Genomic DNA, 18,801 nt, shown 5'->3' on the forward strand with positions numbered 1-18,801 from the left:
CGGACGAGGAGGTCGCGGTTGGTGACCGGGCCGTGCAGCACCGCCGCCTCCAGGGCGCCCGCGAGCCGGCGGATCGCCTCCGCCCGGGTGGGGGCGTGGGCGACGACCTTGGCGAGCATCGGGTCGTAGTGGACGCCGATGGTGTCGCCGTCGGTGTAGCCGGTGTCGAGGCGGACGCCCGGCGGCACGGCGAGACGGTGCAGGGTGCCGGTCTGCGGGGCCCAGTCGCGGGCGGGGTCCTCGGCGTAGAGGCGGGCCTCGATCGCGTGCCCGCGCGGGCGGGGCGGGTCCTTCTCCAGCGCCCGGCCCTCGGCGATCCGGAGCTGCTCGGCGACCAGGTCGAGCCCGAACACGGCCTCGGTCACCGGGTGTTCGACCTGGAGGCGGGTGTTCATCTCCAGGAAGTGCGCGCGGCCGTCGGCGACCAGGAACTCGACGGTGCCGGCGCCGACGTAGGAGACGGCGCGGGCGGCACGCACGGCCAGCGCGCGCAGCTCGTTCGCGAGCCGCTCGGGCAGCCCGGGCGCCGGGGCCTCCTCGACGACCTTCTGGTGGCGGCGCTGGAGGGAGCAGTCGCGGGTGCCGAGCGGCCACACGGTGCCGTGGCTGTCGGCGAGGATCTGCACCTCGATGTGGCGGCCGTGCTCGATGTACGGCTCCACGAAGACCTCGCCGTCCCCGAACGCGCTCGCGGCCTCGGCGCGCGCGCCCTCCAGAGCGGCGGGCAGCTCGTCCAGGCGGCGCACGACGCGCATCCCGCGCCCCCCGCCGCCCGCCGCCGCCTTCACCAGCACCGGGAGGTCCCCCTGGGTGACCTCCCCCAGGGGCTCCAGGCCCATCAGCCGCTTGGCGCGCGTCTTGGACGCCATGGCCTCGATGGCCTCCGGGGACGGCCCGATCCAGGTCAGTCCGGCGTCGAGCACGGCGCGGGCGAAGGCGGGGTCCTCGGAGAGGAAGCCGTAGCCGGGGTGCACGGCGTCCGCGCCGGCCGACAGGGCGGCCTGCACGATCAGGTCGCCGCGCAGATAGGTGTCGGCGGGCGCCGCGCCCGGCAGCCGTACCGCCGCGTCGGCCAGCCGGGTGTGCAGGGCGTGCTCGTCGGCGTCCGAGAACACGGCGACCGTACGCACGCCCAGGTCGGCGCAGGTGCGGAAGATCCGGCAGGCGATCTCGCCCCGGTTGGCGACCAGCAGAGTCTGGATCATGGACCTCACATCCGGAAGACGCCGAAGCCGCCGCGCGCGCCCTCGTAGGGGGCGGTGTGGAGGGCGGAGAGGCACAGGCCGAGGACGGTGCGGGTGTCGCGCGGGTCGATGACGCCGTCGTCGTACAGCCGCCCGGACAGGAACAGGGGCAGCGACTCGGACTCGATCTGCTGCTCCACCATGGCGCGCAGGGCCGCGTCCGCGTCCTCGTCGTACGGCTGCCCCTTCGCCGCCGCCGACTGCCGGGCGACGATCGACAGCACGCCCGCCAGCTGCTGCGGTCCCATCACGGCGGACTTGGCGCTGGGCCAGGCGAACAGGAAGCGCGGGTCGTAGGCACGGCCGCACATGCCGTAGTGCCCGGCACCGTACGACGCGCCCATGAGTACGGACAGGTGCGGGACGCGGCTGTTGCTGACCGCGTTGATCATCATGGCGCCGTGCTTGATGATGCCGCCCTGCTCGTACTCCCTGCCGACCATGTAGCCGGTGGTGTTGTGCAGGAAGAGCAGCGGGATGTCCCGCTGGTTGGCGAGCTGGATGAACTGGGCGGCCTTCTGCGACTCCTCGCTGAACAGCACGCCCCGCGCGTTGGCGAGGATGCCGACGGGATAGCCGTGCAGGGCCGCCCAGCCGGTCACCAGGCTGGTGCCGTACAGCGGTTTGAACTCGTCGAAGTCGGAGGCGTCCACGATCCGGGCGACGACCTCGCGCGGGTCGAAGGGCGTCCTGAGGTCGCCGGGAACGACGCCCAGCAGCTCCTCGGGGTCGTGCGCGGGCGGCTCGGCGGGGCCCGGATCGCCGTACGCCTTGCGGTGGTTGAGCCGGGCCACCACCCGCCGCGCCTGCCGCAGCGCGTCCGCCTCGTCCACGGCGAAGTAGTCGGCGAGCCCGGAGCGGCGGGCGTGCATCTCGGCGCCGCCCAGGGACTCGTCGTCGCTCTCCTCCCCGGTGGCCATCTTCACCAGCGGGGGCCCGCCGAGGAACACCTTGGCGCGCTCCTTGACCATGATCACGTGGTCGGACATGCCGGGGATGTAGGCGCCCCCGGCGGTGGAGTTGCCGAAGACGACGGCCACGGTCGGGACGCCGGCGGCGGACAGCCGGGTGAGGTCCCGGAACAGGGCGCCGCCCGGGATGAAGATCTCCTTCTGCGACGGCAGGTCGGCGCCGCCGGACTCCACCAGGCTGATGCAGGGCAGCCGGTTGGCGAGAGCGATGTCGTTGGCGCGCAGGGCCTTCCTCAGGGTCCACGGGTTGCTGGCGCCGCCGCGCACGGTCGGGTCGTTCGCGGTGATCAGGCACTCCACGCCCTCGACCACCCCGATCCCGGTGACGAGCGCGGCGCCGACCGTGTACTCGCTCCCCCAGGCGGCCAGCGGCGACAGTTCGAGGAACGGCGTGTCCGGGTCGAGCAGCAGCTCGATCCGCTCCCGGGCGAGCAGCTTGCCCCGGTCGCGGTGCCGTCGCACGTACTTCTCGCCCCCGCCCGCGAGCGCCTTGGCGTGCTCGCCCTCCAGTTCGGCGAGCTTGGCGAGCATGGCCTCGCGGTTGGCCCGGAAGGCGGGGCCGGCCGGGTCCAGGGCCGATTTCAGGACGGTCACAGCAGCACCTCCGGAATGTCCAGCCGGCGGGAGCGCAGCCATTCGCCGAGGGCTTTGGCCTGCGGATCGAAGCGGTGCCGGGCGGCGACACCGGCGCCGAGGATGCCCTCGACGACGAAGTTCAGGGCGCGCAGCCCGGGCAGCACATGGCGGGTGACGGGCAGTTCCCGGCTCTCGGGGAGCAGCTCCCGGAACCGCTCGACGGTCAGCTCGTGCGCGAGCCACCGCCATGCCTCGTCGGTGCGGACCCACACGCCCACGTTGGCGTTCCCGCCCTTGTCCCCGCTGCGCGCCCCGGCGACGGTCCCCAGGGGTGCGCGCCGGGCCGGTCCGGGCGGCAGGGGTTCGGGCAGCGGCGGGGGCGGCACGGCCCGAAGGGGCCGGGTCCCGGGCGGCGGCGGGACGGGCCGGACCCGCCCGCCGGGGAGGACGGCCGTGTGGTCCACGGCGTCCTGGGGCACGTACGCGTCCTCGAAGGTCCCGTAGGGGTCCCCCTTGCCGGGCGGGGCCGCCACATGGAAACCGGGGTAACTGGCCAGCGCCAGTTCCACGGCCGCGCCGCTCAGCGCCCGCCCCACGACCCGCTGGTCCGGGTCCCGGACGACCAGCCGCAGCAGGGCGCTCGCCGTCTCCTCGGTGCCGGCGTCCGGGCGGTCGGTGCGGACCAGTTCCCAGCGGACCTCTGCGGGCGGCGACGTGGCCAGGTGGTCCGTCAGCTGGCCGCGCACCAGCTCGGCCTTGGCCTCGATGTCGAGCCCGGTGAGGACGAAGACGACCTCGTTGCGGAAGCCGCCGAGCCGGTTGACCCCCACCTTGAGCGTCGGCGGGGGCGCCTCCCCGCGCACCCCCTCGATCCGCACCCGGTCCGGCCCGTCCCGGCGCAGCCGGACGCTGTCCAGCCGGGCGGTGACATCGGGCCCCGGGTACCGGGCGCCCCCGGTCTCGTAGAGCAGCTGGGCGGTGACCGTGCCGACGTCCACGAAACCGCCGGTGCCGGGGTGCTTGGTGATGACGCTGCTGCCGTCCGCGTGGATCTCGGCGAGCGGGAAGCCGGGCCGCCGTACGTCGCCCTCCCGGAAGAACGCGTAGTTGCCGCCGGTCGCCTGCGTCCCGCACTCCAGGACGTGCCCGGCGACGACGGCCCCGGCGAGTTCGTCGTACTGCCCGGGCCCCCAGCCGAAGTGGGCGGCGGCGGGCCCGGTGACGAGGGCCGCGTCGGTCACCCGTCCGGTGACCACGATGTCCGCGCCGGCCCGCAGGCACTCAGCGATCCCGAACCCGCCGAGGTAGGCGTGGGCGGCGAGGGCCCCGGGGTGGGCGGCGGTCAGGTCGTCGCCGGTCACCTGGGCGACGCTCAGGGGAATGCCGAGCTTGCGCGCCGACTCGTCGATGCGGGCGGCGAGTCCGGCCGGGTTGAGACCGCCCGCGTTGGTGACGATCCGCACCCCGCGCTCCCGCACGAGGCCGAGGCAGTCCTCCAACTGGCGCAGGAAGGTGCGGGCGTAACCGGCGCCGGGGTCCTTCAGCCGGTCGCGGGCGAGGATCAGCATGGTGAGTTCGGCGAGGTAGTCGCCGGTGAGGACGTCGAGCTCGCCGCCGGTGAGCATCTCGCGCAGGGCGGCGGAGCGGTCTCCGTAGAAGCCGGAGAAGTTGCCTATGCGCAGGGGGTTCATCGGGCGGACCCCTCCGGCGGGCGGCCGGCTCCCCTGGGGGCGCGGCCGTTGCCGGGCGGTCCCGCGAAGGCCTGGGCGATGTCCAGCCAGCGGTCGGCGTCCGGGCCCTCGGCGGTCAGGGCGAGGTCGTCGCGGTGGGCGCGCTGGGTGACGAGGAGGCAGAAGTCGAGGGCGGGGCCGGTGACGCGCTGGGCGGCGTCCTCGGGGCCGTACGCCCACACCTCGCCGGACGGCGCGGTGAGCCGGACCTGGAACTCCTCGGCGGGCGGCGCGAGTCGGTGGACTCCGTAGGCGAAGTCCCGGGTGCGCACGCCGAGCCGGACGATGTGCCGGATGCGGTCGGTGGGGGCGGGGGTGACACCGAGCGCCTCGGCGACGTCCAGGCCGTGCGCCCAGGTCTCCATCAGGCGCGCGGTGGCCATGGAGGCGGCGGCCATGGGCGGCCCGAACCAGGGGAACCGGGCGCCGGGCGCGGCGGCCCGCAGGGCCCGGTCCAGGGCGTCACGCCCCGCACGCCAGGTCGCAAGCAGTTCCCCGCACGGCAGCCCCGCCCCCTCCTCCGCGCCCTCGTCCACGAAGGAGTCGATCGCGCCGAGCGCCTTCTCGGCCAGCGCCCGGAAGGCGTCCGCGTCGGTGACGGCGGCCAGCGCCGCGCGGTCGGTCCAGGCGAGGTGGGCGATCTGATGGGCGACGGTCCAGCGGGGCGCGGGGGTGGGGAGCGCCCATTGACCGGGCGTCAACCGGGCCACCAGTCGGTCCAGTTGCGCGCTCTCGGCACGCAGGTCGTCGATGACGGGCGTCGGGTCGGCCATGGGGGGGAGCATGACAGCGCCCCAGGAAACAATCAAGCGTGCTTGCATGATTTTCCGGACCCCGCGGACGCGGGGCCGGTGGCCGGTCGCGCAGGACGCGGCGGACAGCCGTTCAGGACAGCAGGGCGGCCAGGGTCTCGGTGAACGAGTGCGCGGAGTGGTCGGCGTGCTCCCGTATCCGCGCGGCCACGGCGGCGGCGCCCCCGCCCTCCACGAGGCGGACGATCCGGTCGGCCCGGCGCTCGTGCCCCTCGCGACTGTCCGGGAGGGTGGAGAGGTAGAAGTCGGCCGCGTCGTACGCCATGTGGAAGACGTGCTTCTTCACATCGCTGAGGGTCAGGTAGTCGTCGTCGGTCGTCGGCACCGGTTCGGGGGCGCCGACGCAGACCACCGGGGTGCCGGCGCCCCAGGCGTTGACGGCGAGGTGGTAGGTGTCGGTGATGACGAGGCGGTAGCGGGGCAGCACGCCGACCAGGTCGCCGACAGTGGGGTCACCGGGGCGCCGCCCGATGTGCCCGACCCGCGGGGGGACGTCCCGGTCGAACCACGGGACCCATTCCAGGGGCGCGTCGAACCGCTCGGCGAGCCCCTGGCAGAAGCCGGGCAGCCAGTCGGGGATCTCGGTGCGGGCGCCGAGGAACACGCCGATGGCGCCGCCCTCCGGGAGGTCCTGGGACCAGGGCGTGACCGGGAGGTGACCGAGGTCGCCGGGGCGGTTCAGCAGGGCGGCGTCGGAGCCGAAGTGATCCGTCGTACGGTCCCCGCGCAGCCGCGCGAGCTTGGCCGCCGACAGGGGGTCGCGCACCCAGACCCGGCGGCTGCGCGTCATCAGCCGGGTGAACAGCGGGCCGTACTCCTTGTCCTCGTAGTCGGACTGCGTGTTGTGCAGGATCGTGCCGCCGTAGCTGAGGGTGCGCGACAGCAGTTCCTCGGGCTGGCCGGACAGCAGCAGCGTCCGGTTGAGCAGGGTCCGGGCGGCGCCCCTGTCCTCGGCGAACCCGAAATCCAGCAGCCGGTTGGTGGCGTCCTGGGCGAGGTAGTGCCGCGCGTGCAGGAAGTCACCCCAGAACACCACGGCGTCGTGCTCGCGAAGGCCGTCGAGCTCGTCGATCAGCGAGCGGAACCGGAACGGCAACGCGTGCCCGCGCGCCCCCGGACGCAGCGCCACGGTCTCCGGCGCGTGCAACGTGTACCAACTCGCCTCGATCCCGCCCCCCATCCGCCGCCGCATCGTCTCGAAGGCCAGGTCGACGGTCAGCATTCCGGTGTTGCGGTAGCCGATGTTGGGCGCGGTGATGACGGCGACACGTGCCATGCGTTCGTTTCCCCTACCTGTAACCGACGCCCCTGGGGCGCGGCGCGGACGCTGTCTGCCAACGTACACAGCCGTGCCCCCGGTGGAACGGCCAGGTCACCGCCCCTTCAGGCCATTTTCCGGGCTGCCCCGGGCTCACGCCTCCGGGGTCGGGAGCGGGGTCTTGGCGCGGGAGACCTGGGTGCGGACCGCGCCGATGCTGGCCGCGATGACCAGGGCGATCGCGGCGGCCTCGGCGGCGGAGAGGGACTGGCCGAGGATGAGGAAACCGGCCGCGGCGGCGAGGGCGGGTTCCAGGCTCATCAGGATGGCGAAGGTGGCGGCGGGCAGGCGGCGCAGGGCCAGGAGTTCCAGGGTGTAGGGCAGGACCGAGGAGAGCACGGCCACCGCCGAGCCGAGCCCGAGGGTCGTGGGGTCGAGGAGCCGGCCGCCGGCCGTGGCGATGCCCAGCGGCAGGATCAGCAGGGCCGCGACCGCCATGGCCAGCGCCAGGCCGTCCGCCTGCGGGAAGCGGCGTCCCGTGCGGGCGCTGAAGACGATGTATCCCGCCCACATCGCGCCCGCGGCCAGCGCGAAGGCCACGCCCACCGGGTCCACGCCGCCGAAGCCCCCGCCGCCCAGCAGGAACACCCCGCCCAGGGCCAGGGCCGCCCACAGGGCGTTGATCGCGCGGCGGGAGGTCAGCACGGAGAGGGTCAGCGGGCCGAGGACCTCGAGGGTGACGGCGGCACCGAGCGGGATGCGTGCCACGGCCTCGTAGAAGAGGCCGTTCATGCCGCCCATGACGACACCGAAGGCGATCACCGTGCCCCAGTCGGCGCGCGAGTGGCCGCGCAGCCGGGGGCGGCAGACCAGGAGGAGGACCACGGCCGCCGCGAACAGCCGGAGGGTCACCACGCCCAGCGCGCCGGCCCTCGGCATCAGGGTCACCGCGAGGGCGCCGCCGAACTGCACCGAGACGCATCCGGCCAGCACCAGCCCGACCGGGCCGAGCGAGCCGAGACGGCCCGGGAGGCGCGGGGGAACGGGCGCCTTCGCGGTCGAACCGGTGGTGACACTGGGGGTGTTGACGGTACTCACGGCGGTCCTGGTGCTCGGATCAGATCATGTACAGCTCCCTGTACTACGTGGTCCAGGTTAATAGACTTCCGTCAGGAGCGTGAACCGCTTATGGGGCTGTTCTGGATGGTGAGACGGGGCTTTCTCGGATGCCGGGCCGACGGCCCTGCGACCCCCGTCAGCGGCGCGTCATATACATGTCCAGCGCCTTGTGCAGCAGCCGGTTCAGCGGGAAGTCCCACTCGCCCACGTACTCGGCGGCGCCGCCGCCCGCGCCCACCTTGAAGCGGAGCAGGCCGAGGTGGTGGTCGGACTCCTCCAGGGTGTCGGTGATGCCCCGGAAGTCGTAGACGTGGGCGCCCAGCTCGTGGGCGTCGCACATCATCCGCCACTGCATCGCGTTGCTGGGCTGCACCTCGCGCTTGCGGCCGGTGGAGGCGCCGTAGGAGTACCAGACGTGGCCGCCGACGATCAGCATGGTGGCCGCGGCGAGCACCTCGCCGTCGTGGTGGGCGAGGTACAGCCGCATCCGGTCGGGGTCCTCGGCGGTGAGCGCCGTCCACATGCGCTGGAAGTACGACAGCGGGCGCGCGACGAAGCGGTCCCGCTCCGCGGTCTCCGTGTAGAGGCCGTAGAAGGCCGGCAGGTCTTCGTAGCCGCCCCGGACGACCTTCACCCCGGCCTTCTCGGCCTTCTTGATGTTGCGCCGCCACTGCTGGTTGAGCCCGCGGTGGATGTCCTCCAGCGACCGCCCGGCGTAGGGGACCTGGCAGACGTAGCGGGGCTGCCCCGCGGCGAAGCCGTCCTCGCCGCCGGGCTCGGTCTGCCGCCAGCCCATCCGGCGCAGCCGGTCGACGAGGGCGAGCGCGGCCGGGTCCTGCGAGGTCGGCGGCACGTCCCGCAGCCGGTGCGCGGCCGGGTCGGCGATGGCGGCCTTGACCGCGTCGGGGCTCCACCGCCGGACGATCACCGGCGGGCCCATCTTCACCGAGAAGGCGCCCCGGCGCTTGAGGTGGGCCAGCATCGGCTCCAGCAGGCGCTCCAGGTCCGGTGCGTGCCAGTCGATGACCGGGCCCTCCGGCAGATAGGCCAGGTACCGCTTCACCTTGGGCAGCGCTCTGAGCAGCACCAGCCCCACCCCGACCAGCCGCCCGTCCGCCTCGAACCAGCCCAGGCTCTCCGCCGTCCAGTCGGGCTTCACGTCCCCCCACGACGGCAGCTGGAGATGGCTGGCGGAGGGGCGGGCCGCCACGAAGGCGAGGTGTTCGGCCCGGGTGACCGGACGGACGGTGACGCTCATGGGCGGGACTCCTTCACGGTGCGCGGATCACCTCACCCTATGGAAGCCCGCCGGGCCGTCACTTCCCTTTCTCCCCGCGCCTCGTGTCGTCGTCCAGCGCCTCGGCCAGCACCTCCGCCAGGTGCCGTCCCCGGGTCCCGGCCAGTTGCTCCAGCTGGGTGCGGCAGGAGAAGCCGTCGGCCAGGATCACGGTCTCCTCGGACGCCTGGCGTATCGAGGGCAGCAGCTGGTCCTCCGCGCAGGCCCGGGAGACCTCGAAGTGGCCCTTCTGGAAGCCGAAGTCGCCCGCCAGGCCGCAGCAGCCGCCGGAGAGTTCCCCGGTGAGGCCCGCGGCGGCGCGCAGCCGGCGGTCCGGGGCGTCGCCGAGGACCGCGTGCTGGTGGCAGTGGGTCTGGCCGGCGACGGGGCGGTCCACGGCGGGCGGGGTCCAGTGCGGCGCGTGCTGTTCCAGGACCTCGGCGAAGGTACGGACGGCCGAGGCGAGCCGGGGGGCGCGCGGGTCGTCGTGCAGGAGTTCCGGGAGGTCGGTGCGCAGGGCCGCCGCGCAGCCGGGTTCCAGGACGACGACCGGCACGCCCGCTTCCAGCACCGGCTCCATCAGGTCCAGCGTGCGCCGCAGCACGGTGCGCGCGCGGTCGAGCTGGCCGGTGGAGAGGTAGGTCAGACCGCAGCAGACCCGGGCCCGGCGGACGGTGAGCAGGGCGGCGGCCGAGACGGGCCGGCCGCCGCGGGCGATGCCTCCCCGGCCCGGCAGCAGCGTCGGCGGCAGGGCCACGCCGAGCCCGGCGGCCTCCAGGACACGGACGGCGGCCCGGCCGACCGAGGGGGACAGGTGCTCGGTGAAGGTGTCCGGCCAGAGCACCACCAGGTCGCCGGAGCGCGGGACGGGTTTCCGGCGCCGCCACCAGCCGGTGAAGGTCCGCGGGGCGAGGCGGGGCAGCCGGCGCTCGGGGGCGATCCCGCCGAGCCGTTTCGCCGCGGTGGCCAGGGGCGGCAGGGCGGCGAGCGCGTTGAGCAGGGGGGCGGTGCGGGTACGGGCGATCCAGCGCAGCCACTCGGGCAGGCGGCCCATGCTGTGGTGGGCGGCGGGGCGCCGGCGGCCCGCGTAGTGGTGGTGCAGGAACTCGGCCTTGTAGGTGGCCATGTCGACACCGACCGGGCAGTCCGTGCGGCAGCCCTTGCAGGAGAGGCAGAGGTCGAGGGCGTCGCGGACCTCGGTGGAGCGCCAGCCGTCGGTGACCAGCTCCCCCGCCAGCATCTCGTGCAGCAGCCGGGCCCGGCCCCGGGTGGAGTGCTCCTCCTCGCCGGTCGCACGGAAGGACGGGCACATCACGGCGGGGCCCGCCGCCGTGGCCGTACGGCACTTGGCGACGCCGACGCAGCGGCGGACGGCCGCGCGGAAGTCGCCGCCGTCGGCCGGGTAGCCGAAGGCGACCTCGACGGGTTCCCTCGGCAGCACCGAGAAGCGGAGGTTGGCGTCCAGCGGGGCGGGGCGGACCAGCATGCCGGGGTTGAGCAGGTCGTCGGGGTCCCAGAGGGCCTTGGCGCGCTCGAAGAGCCGGACGGTCTCGGCGCCGTACATGCGTGGCAGCAGTTCGGCGCGGGCCTGGCCGTCGCCGTGCTCCCCGGACAGCGAGCCGCCGTGGGCCACCACCAGGTCGGCCAGTTCCTCGGAGAAGCGCCGGAAGCGGCCGATGCCGGGCCCGGTGAGCAGGTCGAAGTCGATGCGGACGTGGATACAGCCGTCGCCGAAGTGGCCGTACGGGGTGCCGCGCAGGCCGTGGGACGTCAGCAGGGCGCGGAAGTCGCGCAGATAGGCGCCGAGCCGGGCGGGCGGCACCGCGCAGTCCTCCCAGCCGGGCCAGGCCTCGGAGCCGTCCGGCATCCGTGTCGCCGTGCCGCTCGCGTCCTCGCGGATGCGCCACAGGGTCCGCTGGGCGGCGGGGTCGGTCACCACGAGGGAGTCGACCACGTCGGCCGCGCGGACGATCGCCTCGGCGCGGGCCCGGGCCTGCGCCTGCGAGGAGCCGCCCGTCTCCACGAAGAGCCAGGCACCGCCCCTGGGCAGCCCCGTGTCCGACGGGACCAGGTCGGCGGCCATGCCCTCCACCGTCAGCGGGCCGTGGGGCAGGAGGCCGGCGGCGGCCTCGGCGGCCGCGCCCTCGTCGCCGTAGCCCAGCACCGCCAGGGCGCGGGCGCGGGGGGCCTCGACGAGGCGGACGACCGCCTCGGTGAGGATGCCGAGGGTGCCCTCGGAGCCGCAGAAGGAACGGGCCACGTCGGCGCCCCGCTCGGGCAGCAGCGCGTCCAGCGCGTACCCGGAGATGCGGCGGGGCAGGTCGGGGAAGCCGGTGCGCAGCCGGGCCGGCTCGCCCTCCGCCAGCTCGCGCAGTCCCTCGGGGGCGCCCGCCCAGTGCGGGCCCGGCCGCAGCAGCTCACCGCGCGCGGTGAGGACGGACAGCTCCCGCACGTTGTCCGCGGTGGTTCCCCAGGCGACCGAGTGGGAGCCGCAGGAGTCGTTGCCGATCATCCCGCCGAGGGTGCAGCGGCTGTGGGTGGACGGGTCGGGGCCGAAGCGCAGGCCGTGCGGGGCGGCGGCGTGCTGGAGGCGGTCGAGGACCAGGCCGGGCTGCACGACCGCCGTGCGGGTTTCCGGGTCCAGCTCCAGCAGGCCGTTCATATGGCGGGTGAAATCCAGTACGACACCTGTGCCGGTGGCCTGACCGGCGATCGACGTACCCCCGCCGCGCGCGACCACCGGCACCCCGCGGGCCCGGCACACGCCGAGGACGGCCGCCACGTCGTCCGCGTCCCGGGGGGCCACCACTCCCGCCGGGACGCGTCGGTAGTTGGACGCGTCCATCGTCACGAGCGCCCGGGCGGTGGTGCCGAAGCCGACCTCGCCCCGGACGCACCCGCGCAGTTCCGCTTCGAGACCCGAGTGATCCGTCATGCGTCCAGGATGCATCCGATCACCGACCGTCACGGAAAGTTGTCCACAACCTCGGCCTGATCGTCGTACGACCCGACAAGTCCGGGTCCTGGTGATCTCGTCTCATCCGACGGACACGGTTCCGTCCCGTTTCGCCCAGCCGATACCCTCCGAGACGTGGCCGACATCCAGATTCCCGCTGACATCAAGCCCGCCGACGGACGCTTCGGTGCGGGCCCCTCCAAGGTGCGGACCGAGGCGCTGGACGCCCTCGCCGCCACCGGAAGCTCCCTGCTCGGCACCTCCCACCGCCAGGCGCCCGTGAAGAACCTGGTCGGAAAGGTCCGCGAGGGGATCTCCGAGCTGTTCTCCCTGCCCGAGGGCTACGAGGTGATCCTCGGCAACGGCGGCTCCACCGCCTTCTGGGACATCGCCACCCACGGACTGATCGACACCAAGTCCCAGCACCTCAACTTCGGCGAGTTCTCCTCCAAGTTCGCCAAGGCGGCCAAGCTCGCGCCGTGGCTGGCCGAGCCGACCGTGATCGCCGCCGACCCCGGCACGCACCCGGCGCCCGAGGCCGAGGCGGGCGTGGACGTCTACGCCTTCACCCACAACGAGACCTCCACCGGTGTCGCCATGCCCATCCGGCGGGTGGCCGGCGCGGACGAGGGTTCCCTCGTTCTGGTGGACGCGACGTCCGGCGCGGGCGGCCTTCCGGTGGACGTCGCCGAGACCGACGTCTACTACTTCGCCCCGCAGAAGTCCTTCGCCTCCGACGGCGGCCTGTGGATCGGCGTCTTCTCCCCCGCCGCGATCGAGCGGGCCGAGCGCGTCCACGCGTCCGGCCGGCACATCCCCGAGTTCTTCTCGCTCCCCACGGCGATCGACAACTCGCGCAAGAACCAGACGTACAACACGCCTGCCCTCGCCACGCTGTTCCTGCTCGACCAGCAGCTGGAGTGGATCAACGGGCAGGGCGGTCTGGACTGGGCGACGGCCCGCACGAAGGACTCCTCGACCCGCCTCTACAGCTGGGCGGAGGAGTCGAAGTACGCGACCCCGTTCGTCACCGACCCGGCCAAGCGGTCCCAGGTCATCGGCACGATCGACTTCTCCGACGAGATCGACGCCGCCGCCGTGGCCAAGGTGCTGCGCGCGAACGGCATCGTGGACACCGAGCCGTACCGCAAGCTCGGCCGCAACCAGCTGCGCATCGCCATGTTCCCGGCGATCGACCCCGCGGACGTCGAGGCACTGACCGAGTGCGTCGACTACGTGATCGAGAAGCTCTGACCTCTCGGGTACGACGACGAAGGGCGCCCGGTCACACCTGGCGCCCTTCGCCTTGCACACCCCGCGCGCGCAGCACCCGAAGAACAGCCTTGGCCTCGCCCTTCGCCTCGCCCCGCGTCTCACCTTTCGCCTCACCATCGGCATGCACCTTGCGCCACGCCTCCTCCATCACGGAGCCGCCGCCGGGGAAGACCGGGGTGTACGCGTCCATCAGCTTCCTCCAGCAGTCACGGGCCGGGCCCTCGCCCAAGCCGATCTCGACGATTTCCGCCCCGTCCTTGTGAGGCCCCACCGCCGGTGGGCCCTCAGGGGCGACGAGTGTTGTTCCGGCGCCCCGGCAGGGGCACCCCGCACGGAGTGGGAAACGCCCTGCCCGACCCGGGCGGCAGGCCGAACCGCCCTGTCCGCCGGGCAGGTTCGCGTCACCTCCTGCGGCGCCGCAGCCTTCCCACCCCCACCAGGGCCACCAGCACGACGGCGATCGCGGCCGCGCCGAGAGGCAGGCTCTTGTTTCCGGTCGTGCGGGTGCCGGACGAGCCGTTCCCCGTCGACGGGGAACCGCCGTCGGGGCGGTCGGGGGCGTCCTTGGCCACCACCGCGCTGTCGGCGCCCTCGCTGCTGTACAGGAGCTTCGTGCCGTCGACCGAGTAGGTGACGCCCTCGCCCTGGCCCTGGAGGGGGACGTCGAGGGTGCCGGTCCGCTTGATGTGGCCGTCGTTCCAGGCGTAGTAGATGCCGCCGAGGTAGCCGCGCACGGCGAGCTGCCGGCCGTCGGGGGAGAACGCGGCGTCCGTGGCCCACAGGTCGACCGGCGCGATGGGCTTGAAGACGTTGCTGCCCCTGGTGGACAGGGTGGCCGGGCCCTCGTAGAGGTGGCCGCCGTCCTCCTTCTTGTCGATGATGTACACGCGTCCGGTCTTCGGATGCACGACCATCGACTCGGCGTTGCGCGGCCCGTCGGCGTACTTCACCACGTACTGCGTGGCCGTGACCGTCTGGTCCTTGAGCACCTTCGGCTCGGGCAGGCGGTAGATCCAGACGTAGGGCCAGCGGCCGTCGAAGTTGTCGCCGATGTCCCCGACGTAGATCTCGTCGTGCGGCCCGATGGAGATCGCCTCGACATCGCGCGGGGAGCCGACGCCCCGCAGCGTCACCCGCGCCACGGTCTGCCCGGTCCGGCTGTCGACGGCGTAGATGTACGGCCCGTCGCCGCTGTCGTTGTGCGTCCAGTAGATGCCGGGGTGCAGCCGGGAGGCGGCGAGCCCGCTGGACTCGGCGATCCTCGGGTCCTTGAGGGTGAACCCCTGGTCGCCGGTCCCCTCGGCGGCGGAGGCGGGCAACGCGCAGGCGCCGGCGAGCAGGACGGCGGCGAGCAGGGCGAACGGTCGGCGCATGGGCCAAGACTGCCATTCCCGCCGGGGGTTCGGCCCGCCGTCCCCGCGGCCCGCGCCCGCACGTGGCGGGCCTCACACGGTCCCGCATCCCACCCCGCGGCGGTGATCGTCCATGATGAGCGGATGCTCAGGTTCATGCCCGTGGGCGACTCCATGACGATCGGGAGCGCGGGCGAACACACATGGCGTCACCGGCTGTGGCAGCTCCTTCGCCGTACGTACGACCCCGCCGTCACGCTCGTCGGCCCGCGCGAGACGCTGTACGACCAGCAGTCCGGCGCGCCGACGTCCCTCGACTACGCCGACCCCCGCTTCCCCCGCGCCCACCTCGCGGGCTGGGGCGAGGGCTGGCTGCACATGGCCCCGCTGATCGGCGACGCGGTGCGGGAGTGCCGGCCCGACGTCCTGCTCGTCTCCCTCGGCCTGATCGACCTCGGCTTCTACACCAACGCCGAGCAGACCGCCGAGAACGTCCGGGCCTTCATCGGCGCCGCCCGGGACGCCGACCCGCGCATCCGCATGGTGCTGCTGCCGGTGATCCCCAATGTCCGCGCCGAGACCGACGCCCCCTTCGCCGCACAGGTGGACCTCTTCAACGTCCTCCTCGCCAAGGCCGCCGCCGACCTGGACGAGCCCCGGTCGCCGATCCTGCTGGCATCGCCGCCGCAGTCGTACGACATCCACGTCGACACCTACGACGGCACCCACCCCAACGCGAGCGGCGAGCACCGGATAGCGGAGGCGTTCGCCGGGGCGATGCGGGAGGCCTGGGGAATCGGGCAGCCGTACGCGGTCGGAACGGTCTGACCGGTTTACGTCCTCGCCTCGTCACCGTGCGTATCGTTGTACCGCGTCCGCATCGACTTCCCCGGGTTCCAGAACGGCTTCTGCCCCGATGTGGCCAAGTTGCGCGGGGGCGCGGCCAAGGACGACAGAGGCCGCTGGCGGTACGCACTTCCCCCGCGCATGACCACCCGCCCTTGCCTGGAGCGCACTCCAGGCCGTTGGCTTGGTGACCATGAAGTACACGCAGCTTGGACGCACCGGACTCAAGGTCAGCCGACTGGTTCTCGGGACGATGAACTTCGGGCCGGAGACGAACGAAGCCGACAGCCACGCGATCATGGACGCGGCGCTGGACGCGGGCATCAACTTCTTCGACACCGCCAACATCTACGGCTGGGGGGAGAACAAGGGGCGCACCGAGAGCATCATCGGCAACTGGTTCGCCAAGGGCGGCGACCGACGCGACAAGGTCGTCCTCGCCACCAAGGTCTACGGCAACATGGCCGGCGACGCCGAGGCCTGGCCCAACCACGACAAGCTCTCCGCGCTGAACATCCGGCGCGCGGTGGACGCCAGCCTGAAGCGGTTGCAGACCGACCACATCGACCTCTACCAGTTCCACCACGTCGACCGGAACACCCCGTTCGAGGAGATCTGGCAGGCGATCGACACCCTCGTCCAGCAGGGCAAGATCCTGTACGCCGGTTCCTCCAACTTCCCCGGTTACAAGATCGCCCAGGCCAACGAGACCGCCGCCCGCCGCGGCGGCACCATCGGCCTCGTCAGCGAGCAGTGCCTCTACAACCTCGCCGAGCGCCGCGCCGAGATGGAGGTCATCCCGGCCGCGCAGGAGTACGGCCTCGGGGTCATACCCTGGTCCCCGCTGCACGGCGGACTGCTCGGCGGTGTGATCAAGAAGGAGGTGCAGGGCGGACGCCGCGCCTCCGGACGCGCCGCCGACACCCTCGCCGACCCGGCCGCCCGCGCGCGGATCCAGTCCTACGAGGACCTGCTCGACAAGCACGGCCTGGAGCCCGGCGAGGCCGCACTGGCCTGGCTGCTCACCCGCCCCGGCGTCACGGGCCCGATCGTCGGCCCGCGCACGGCCGAGCAGCTGGAGTCGGCGCTGCGCGCGGTGGAGCTGGAGCTGAGCGGGGAAGTCCTCGCCGGCCTGGACGAGATCTTCCCGGGCCCGGGCCCGTCCCCGGAGGCCTTCGCCTGGTGACACCGGGCGGGCGCACGCCCCGCGAGGGGCACGGGGAGCCGCGTGATCGGCCAGGACCGGCCGCGGCCGTGGCAGGCGGCGGTTCCCCGGGCCCTACCGCACCGCCGCCGCCACGGCAACGACCACCAACATGAGCACAAGCGCACCGGCCATGATCCGGTTCCGGGTTTTCGGGTCCACGCATCGAGCCTAACCGGACGCCCCGCACGCCCAGCGCCCGACCGCCTCGTACCGGGGCTGCTCCCCCGGCACCCCCGACCTCGGCAGGTTGCTGCGCACCAGCGCCAGCTCGGTCACGGTCCAGCTCCGGCCGGCGAACGCGCGCAGCAGCTCGACGTACGGCCGTACGTCCACCGCCTCACGGCCGCGCGCCAGCGTCAGATGGGCCTGGTAGCGGCGGTGCTCCCCCATCGGCACCCCGGCCTTGCGGCCCGCCGACTCCGCCCGGTCGGCCAGCAGGCGCAGGGCGGCCACGTCGCCCGAGGCCCCGGTCCACAGCGCACGGCCGTGGCCGAACTGGCCGCCGCCGGCGAGCGCCAGCTCGAAGGGGGCGGTGCGGTGGGCCGCGCGGGCGAGACGGTCCGACAGAGCGGGCACGAGGTCGTCGGCGACCTCGCCGTAGAAGGCGAGGGTGAAGTGCCAGCCGGGGCGGCCCGTCCAGCGCAGTCCGTCGGCGCCCGGCAGCCGCCGCAACCGGTCGACCTCGACTGCGAGTTCGGCGGCGATGTCCTGCGGCGGCAGTACGGCGGCGAAGAGTCTCATGCCCTCACCATCCCAGAGACATCCCGACGGCGGCCCCGATGCGTCCCAGGGGTCCGTGCGCACCGGGTCCTTCGCCCAGGACGGCCGGCCGGGGCAGGTGCCGCCCCCGGAGGGTGCGGTGGTCGCACCCTCCGGGGGCGGTCACGCGGCCGCGGCGAGTTCCTCGCGCTCGCGCTGCACGAAGCGCAGGCGCGGGTGCCCCCCGTGCCAGCCGACCGACAGGCGCAGGCCGCCGACGCGGGCGAGGAGCAGGCCGATGGTGCCGGCCGCGAGGGCGGAGACGACACCGCCGAGGGCGAAACCGGCCCGGGCGCCGTAGGTGTCGGTGATCCAGCCGATCACCGGGGCGCCGAGCGGGGTGCCGCCCATGAAGACCATCATGAAAAGGGACATCACCCGGCCGCGCATGGCGGGGTCGGTGGCCATCTGCACGGTGGTGTTCGCGGTGACGTTGACCGTGAGGCCGCAGATCCCGATCGGCACCATGAGCGCGGCGAACAGCCAGTACGCGGGGGCGAGGGAGGCCACGACCTCCAGCACCCCGAAGGTGAGCGCGGCGAAGATCAGCAGCCGCATCCGGGCCGAGCCGCGGCGGGCGGCCAGCAGGGCGCCGCCGAGGGAACCCAGGGCCATCAGCGTGTTCAGCAGGCTGTAGCCGCCGGCGCCCACGTGGAACACGTGGTCGGCGAAGGCGGACAGCCACACCGGGAAGTTGAAGCCGAAGGTGCCGATGAAGCCGACCAGGACCACGGGCCAGATCAGTTCCGGGCGGCCCGCGACGTACTGGAGGCCCTCGCGCAGCTGGCCCTTGGCCCGCGGGGTCCGCTTGACCGGGTAGAGCTCACGGGCGCGCATCAGCAGCAGGCTGGTGATCGGCGCGGCGAAGGACAGGCCGTTGGCGAGGAACGCCCAGCCGGTGCCCACACCGGTGATCATCAGGCCGGCGACGGCGGGGCCGACGAGCCGCGCGGACTGGAAGTTCGCGGAGTTCAGGCTGACCGCGTTGTGCAGCTGGTCGGGGCCGACCATCTCGGAGACGAAGGACTGCCGGGCGGGGTTGTCGACCACCGTGGCGAGTCCGACGAAGAACGCGGCGAGGTAGACGTGCCAGACCTGGACATGACCGGTGAGCGTCAGCGCGGCGAGCGCGAGTCCGCTGAGGGCCATCGAGGACTGGGTGACCAGGAGCGCGGGGCGCTTGGGCAGCCGGTCGACCAGGACACCGCCGTAGAGACCGAACAGGAGCATCGGCAGGAACTGCAGGGCCGTCGTGATACCGACGGCCGCCGAGGAGCCGGTGAGGCTGAGGACGAGCCAGTCCTGCGCGATGCGCTGCATCCACGTCCCCGTGTTGGAGACGACCTGGCCGGTGAAGAACAGGCGGTAGTTCCTGACCTTCAGCGAGCTGAACATCGAGGACTTGCGGGCGGGGGTAGTA

Annotated in this window: 15 protein-coding genes; 3 read left to right on the forward strand and 12 right to left on the reverse strand. The window is 73.4% G+C overall.

Annotated features, from left to right (window positions below):
- The 8 genes from FRZ03_RS21760 to FRZ03_RS21795 all read right to left on the reverse strand — a co-directional run.
- A partial coding sequence (locus FRZ03_RS21760) for an acetyl-CoA carboxylase biotin carboxylase subunit (protein WP_146466845.1) occupies positions 1-1,205 on the reverse strand: 1,205 nt, incomplete at its 3' end.
- A 5-nt stretch (positions 1,206-1,210) separates the two neighbouring features.
- Positions 1,211-2,809 (reverse strand): acyl-CoA carboxylase subunit beta, encoded by a 1,599-nt coding sequence (locus tag FRZ03_RS21765; RefSeq protein WP_146466831.1) that lies wholly within the window; start codon positions 2,807-2,809, stop codon positions 1,211-1,213.
- On the reverse strand, positions 2,806-4,482 hold the full coding sequence (locus tag FRZ03_RS21770; RefSeq protein ID WP_146466832.1) for an acyclic terpene utilization AtuA family protein: 1,677 nt from the start codon (positions 4,480-4,482) through the stop codon (positions 2,806-2,808). The genes FRZ03_RS21765 and FRZ03_RS21770 overlap by 4 nt, the downstream gene beginning before the upstream one ends.
- A complete protein-coding gene (locus tag FRZ03_RS21775; protein WP_146466833.1) occupies positions 4,479-5,294 on the reverse strand; it encodes a TIGR03084 family metal-binding protein in 816 nt (271 codons plus the stop codon). The genes FRZ03_RS21770 and FRZ03_RS21775 overlap by 4 nt, the downstream gene beginning before the upstream one ends.
- 112 nt (positions 5,295-5,406) lie before the next feature.
- Positions 5,407-6,609 (reverse strand): polysaccharide pyruvyl transferase family protein, encoded by a 1,203-nt coding sequence (locus FRZ03_RS21780; protein ID WP_146466834.1) that lies wholly within the window; start codon positions 6,607-6,609, stop codon positions 5,407-5,409.
- Positions 6,610-6,744: 135 nt separating this feature from the next.
- Positions 6,745-7,689 (reverse strand): EamA family transporter, encoded by a 945-nt coding sequence (locus FRZ03_RS21785; RefSeq protein ID WP_146466835.1) that lies wholly within the window; start codon positions 7,687-7,689, stop codon positions 6,745-6,747.
- A 157-nt stretch (positions 7,690-7,846) separates the two neighbouring features.
- A complete protein-coding gene (locus FRZ03_RS21790) occupies positions 7,847-8,968 on the reverse strand; it encodes a lipid II:glycine glycyltransferase FemX (RefSeq protein ID WP_146466836.1) in 1,122 nt (373 codons plus the stop codon).
- Positions 8,969-9,026: 58 nt separating this feature from the next.
- Positions 9,027-11,921: an FAD-binding and (Fe-S)-binding domain-containing protein gene (locus tag FRZ03_RS21795; RefSeq protein WP_146466837.1), complete on the reverse strand. Its 2,895-nt coding sequence runs from the start codon at positions 11,919-11,921 to the stop codon at positions 9,027-9,029.
- Positions 11,922-12,077: 156 nt separating this feature from the next.
- On the opposite strand from FRZ03_RS21795, the gene serC reads away from it, so the two are divergent.
- On the forward strand, positions 12,078-13,196 hold the full coding sequence (gene serC / locus FRZ03_RS21800; RefSeq protein ID WP_146466838.1) for a phosphoserine transaminase: 1,119 nt from the start codon (positions 12,078-12,080) through the stop codon (positions 13,194-13,196).
- A gap of 31 nt (positions 13,197-13,227) precedes the next feature.
- Here serC and FRZ03_RS21805 read toward each other — a convergent pair whose 3' ends face one another.
- Both FRZ03_RS21805 and FRZ03_RS21810 read right to left on the reverse strand, forming a co-directional pair.
- Positions 13,228-13,407 carry a hypothetical protein gene (locus FRZ03_RS21805; RefSeq protein ID WP_146466839.1) on the reverse strand — a complete coding sequence of 60 codons (180 nt, stop codon included), beginning with the start codon at positions 13,405-13,407 and terminating at the stop codon, positions 13,228-13,230.
- 211 nt (positions 13,408-13,618) lie between these two features.
- Complete coding sequence (locus FRZ03_RS21810) at positions 13,619-14,590, reverse strand: WD40 repeat domain-containing protein (RefSeq protein ID WP_146466840.1); 972 nt, start codon at positions 14,588-14,590, stop codon at positions 13,619-13,621.
- A gap of 123 nt (positions 14,591-14,713) precedes the next feature.
- Between FRZ03_RS21810 and FRZ03_RS21815 the strand changes: the two genes are divergently transcribed.
- A complete protein-coding gene (locus tag FRZ03_RS21815; protein WP_146466841.1) occupies positions 14,714-15,397 on the forward strand; it encodes an SGNH/GDSL hydrolase family protein in 684 nt (227 codons plus the stop codon).
- A gap of 211 nt (positions 15,398-15,608) precedes the next feature.
- Positions 15,609-16,601 carry an aldo/keto reductase gene (locus FRZ03_RS21825; RefSeq protein WP_146466842.1) on the forward strand — a complete coding sequence of 331 codons (993 nt, stop codon included), beginning with the start codon at positions 15,609-15,611 and terminating at the stop codon, positions 16,599-16,601.
- A gap of 189 nt (positions 16,602-16,790) precedes the next feature.
- On the opposite strand, the gene thpR is transcribed toward FRZ03_RS21825, so the two are convergent.
- Together thpR and FRZ03_RS21835 are read right to left on the reverse strand one after the other, a co-directional pair.
- Positions 16,791-17,363 (reverse strand): RNA 2',3'-cyclic phosphodiesterase, encoded by a 573-nt coding sequence (thpR, locus tag FRZ03_RS21830; RefSeq protein WP_146466843.1) that lies wholly within the window; start codon positions 17,361-17,363, stop codon positions 16,791-16,793.
- Between the two features lie 141 nt (positions 17,364-17,504).
- The coding region (locus FRZ03_RS21835) for an MFS transporter (protein ID WP_315902659.1) at positions 17,505-18,801 on the reverse strand (1,297 nt) is incomplete at its 5' end.

Source organism: Streptomyces misionensis (assembly GCF_007896895.1).
Taxonomy (GTDB): Bacteria; Actinomycetota; Actinomycetes; order Streptomycetales; family Streptomycetaceae; genus Streptomyces; species Streptomyces misionensis_A.

Coding starts and splice junctions, on each gene's coding strand:
- FRZ03_RS21770 (WP_146466832.1), bottom strand. CDS start 4,482: ATGAACCCCCTGCGCATAGGCAACTTCTCCGGCTTCTACGGAGACCGC.
- FRZ03_RS21775 (WP_146466833.1), bottom strand. CDS start 5,294: ATGGCCGACCCGACGCCCGTCATCGACGACCTGCGTGCCGAGAGCGCG.
- FRZ03_RS21780 (WP_146466834.1), bottom strand. CDS start 6,609: ATGGCACGTGTCGCCGTCATCACCGCGCCCAACATCGGCTACCGCAAC.
- FRZ03_RS21790 (WP_146466836.1), bottom strand. CDS start 8,968: ATGAGCGTCACCGTCCGTCCGGTCACCCGGGCCGAACACCTCGCCTTC.
- FRZ03_RS21795 (WP_146466837.1), bottom strand. CDS start 11,921: ATGACGGATCACTCGGGTCTCGAAGCGGAACTGCGCGGGTGCGTCCGG.
- FRZ03_RS21805 (WP_146466839.1), bottom strand. CDS start 13,407: ATGGACGCGTACACCCCGGTCTTCCCCGGCGGCGGCTCCGTGATGGAG.
- FRZ03_RS21810 (WP_146466840.1), bottom strand. CDS start 14,590: ATGCGCCGACCGTTCGCCCTGCTCGCCGCCGTCCTGCTCGCCGGCGCC.
- FRZ03_RS21815 (WP_146466841.1), top strand. CDS start 14,714: ATGCTCAGGTTCATGCCCGTGGGCGACTCCATGACGATCGGGAGCGCG.
- FRZ03_RS21825 (WP_146466842.1), top strand. CDS start 15,609: ATGAAGTACACGCAGCTTGGACGCACCGGACTCAAGGTCAGCCGACTG.
- thpR (WP_146466843.1), bottom strand. CDS start 17,363: ATGAGACTCTTCGCCGCCGTACTGCCGCCGCAGGACATCGCCGCCGAA.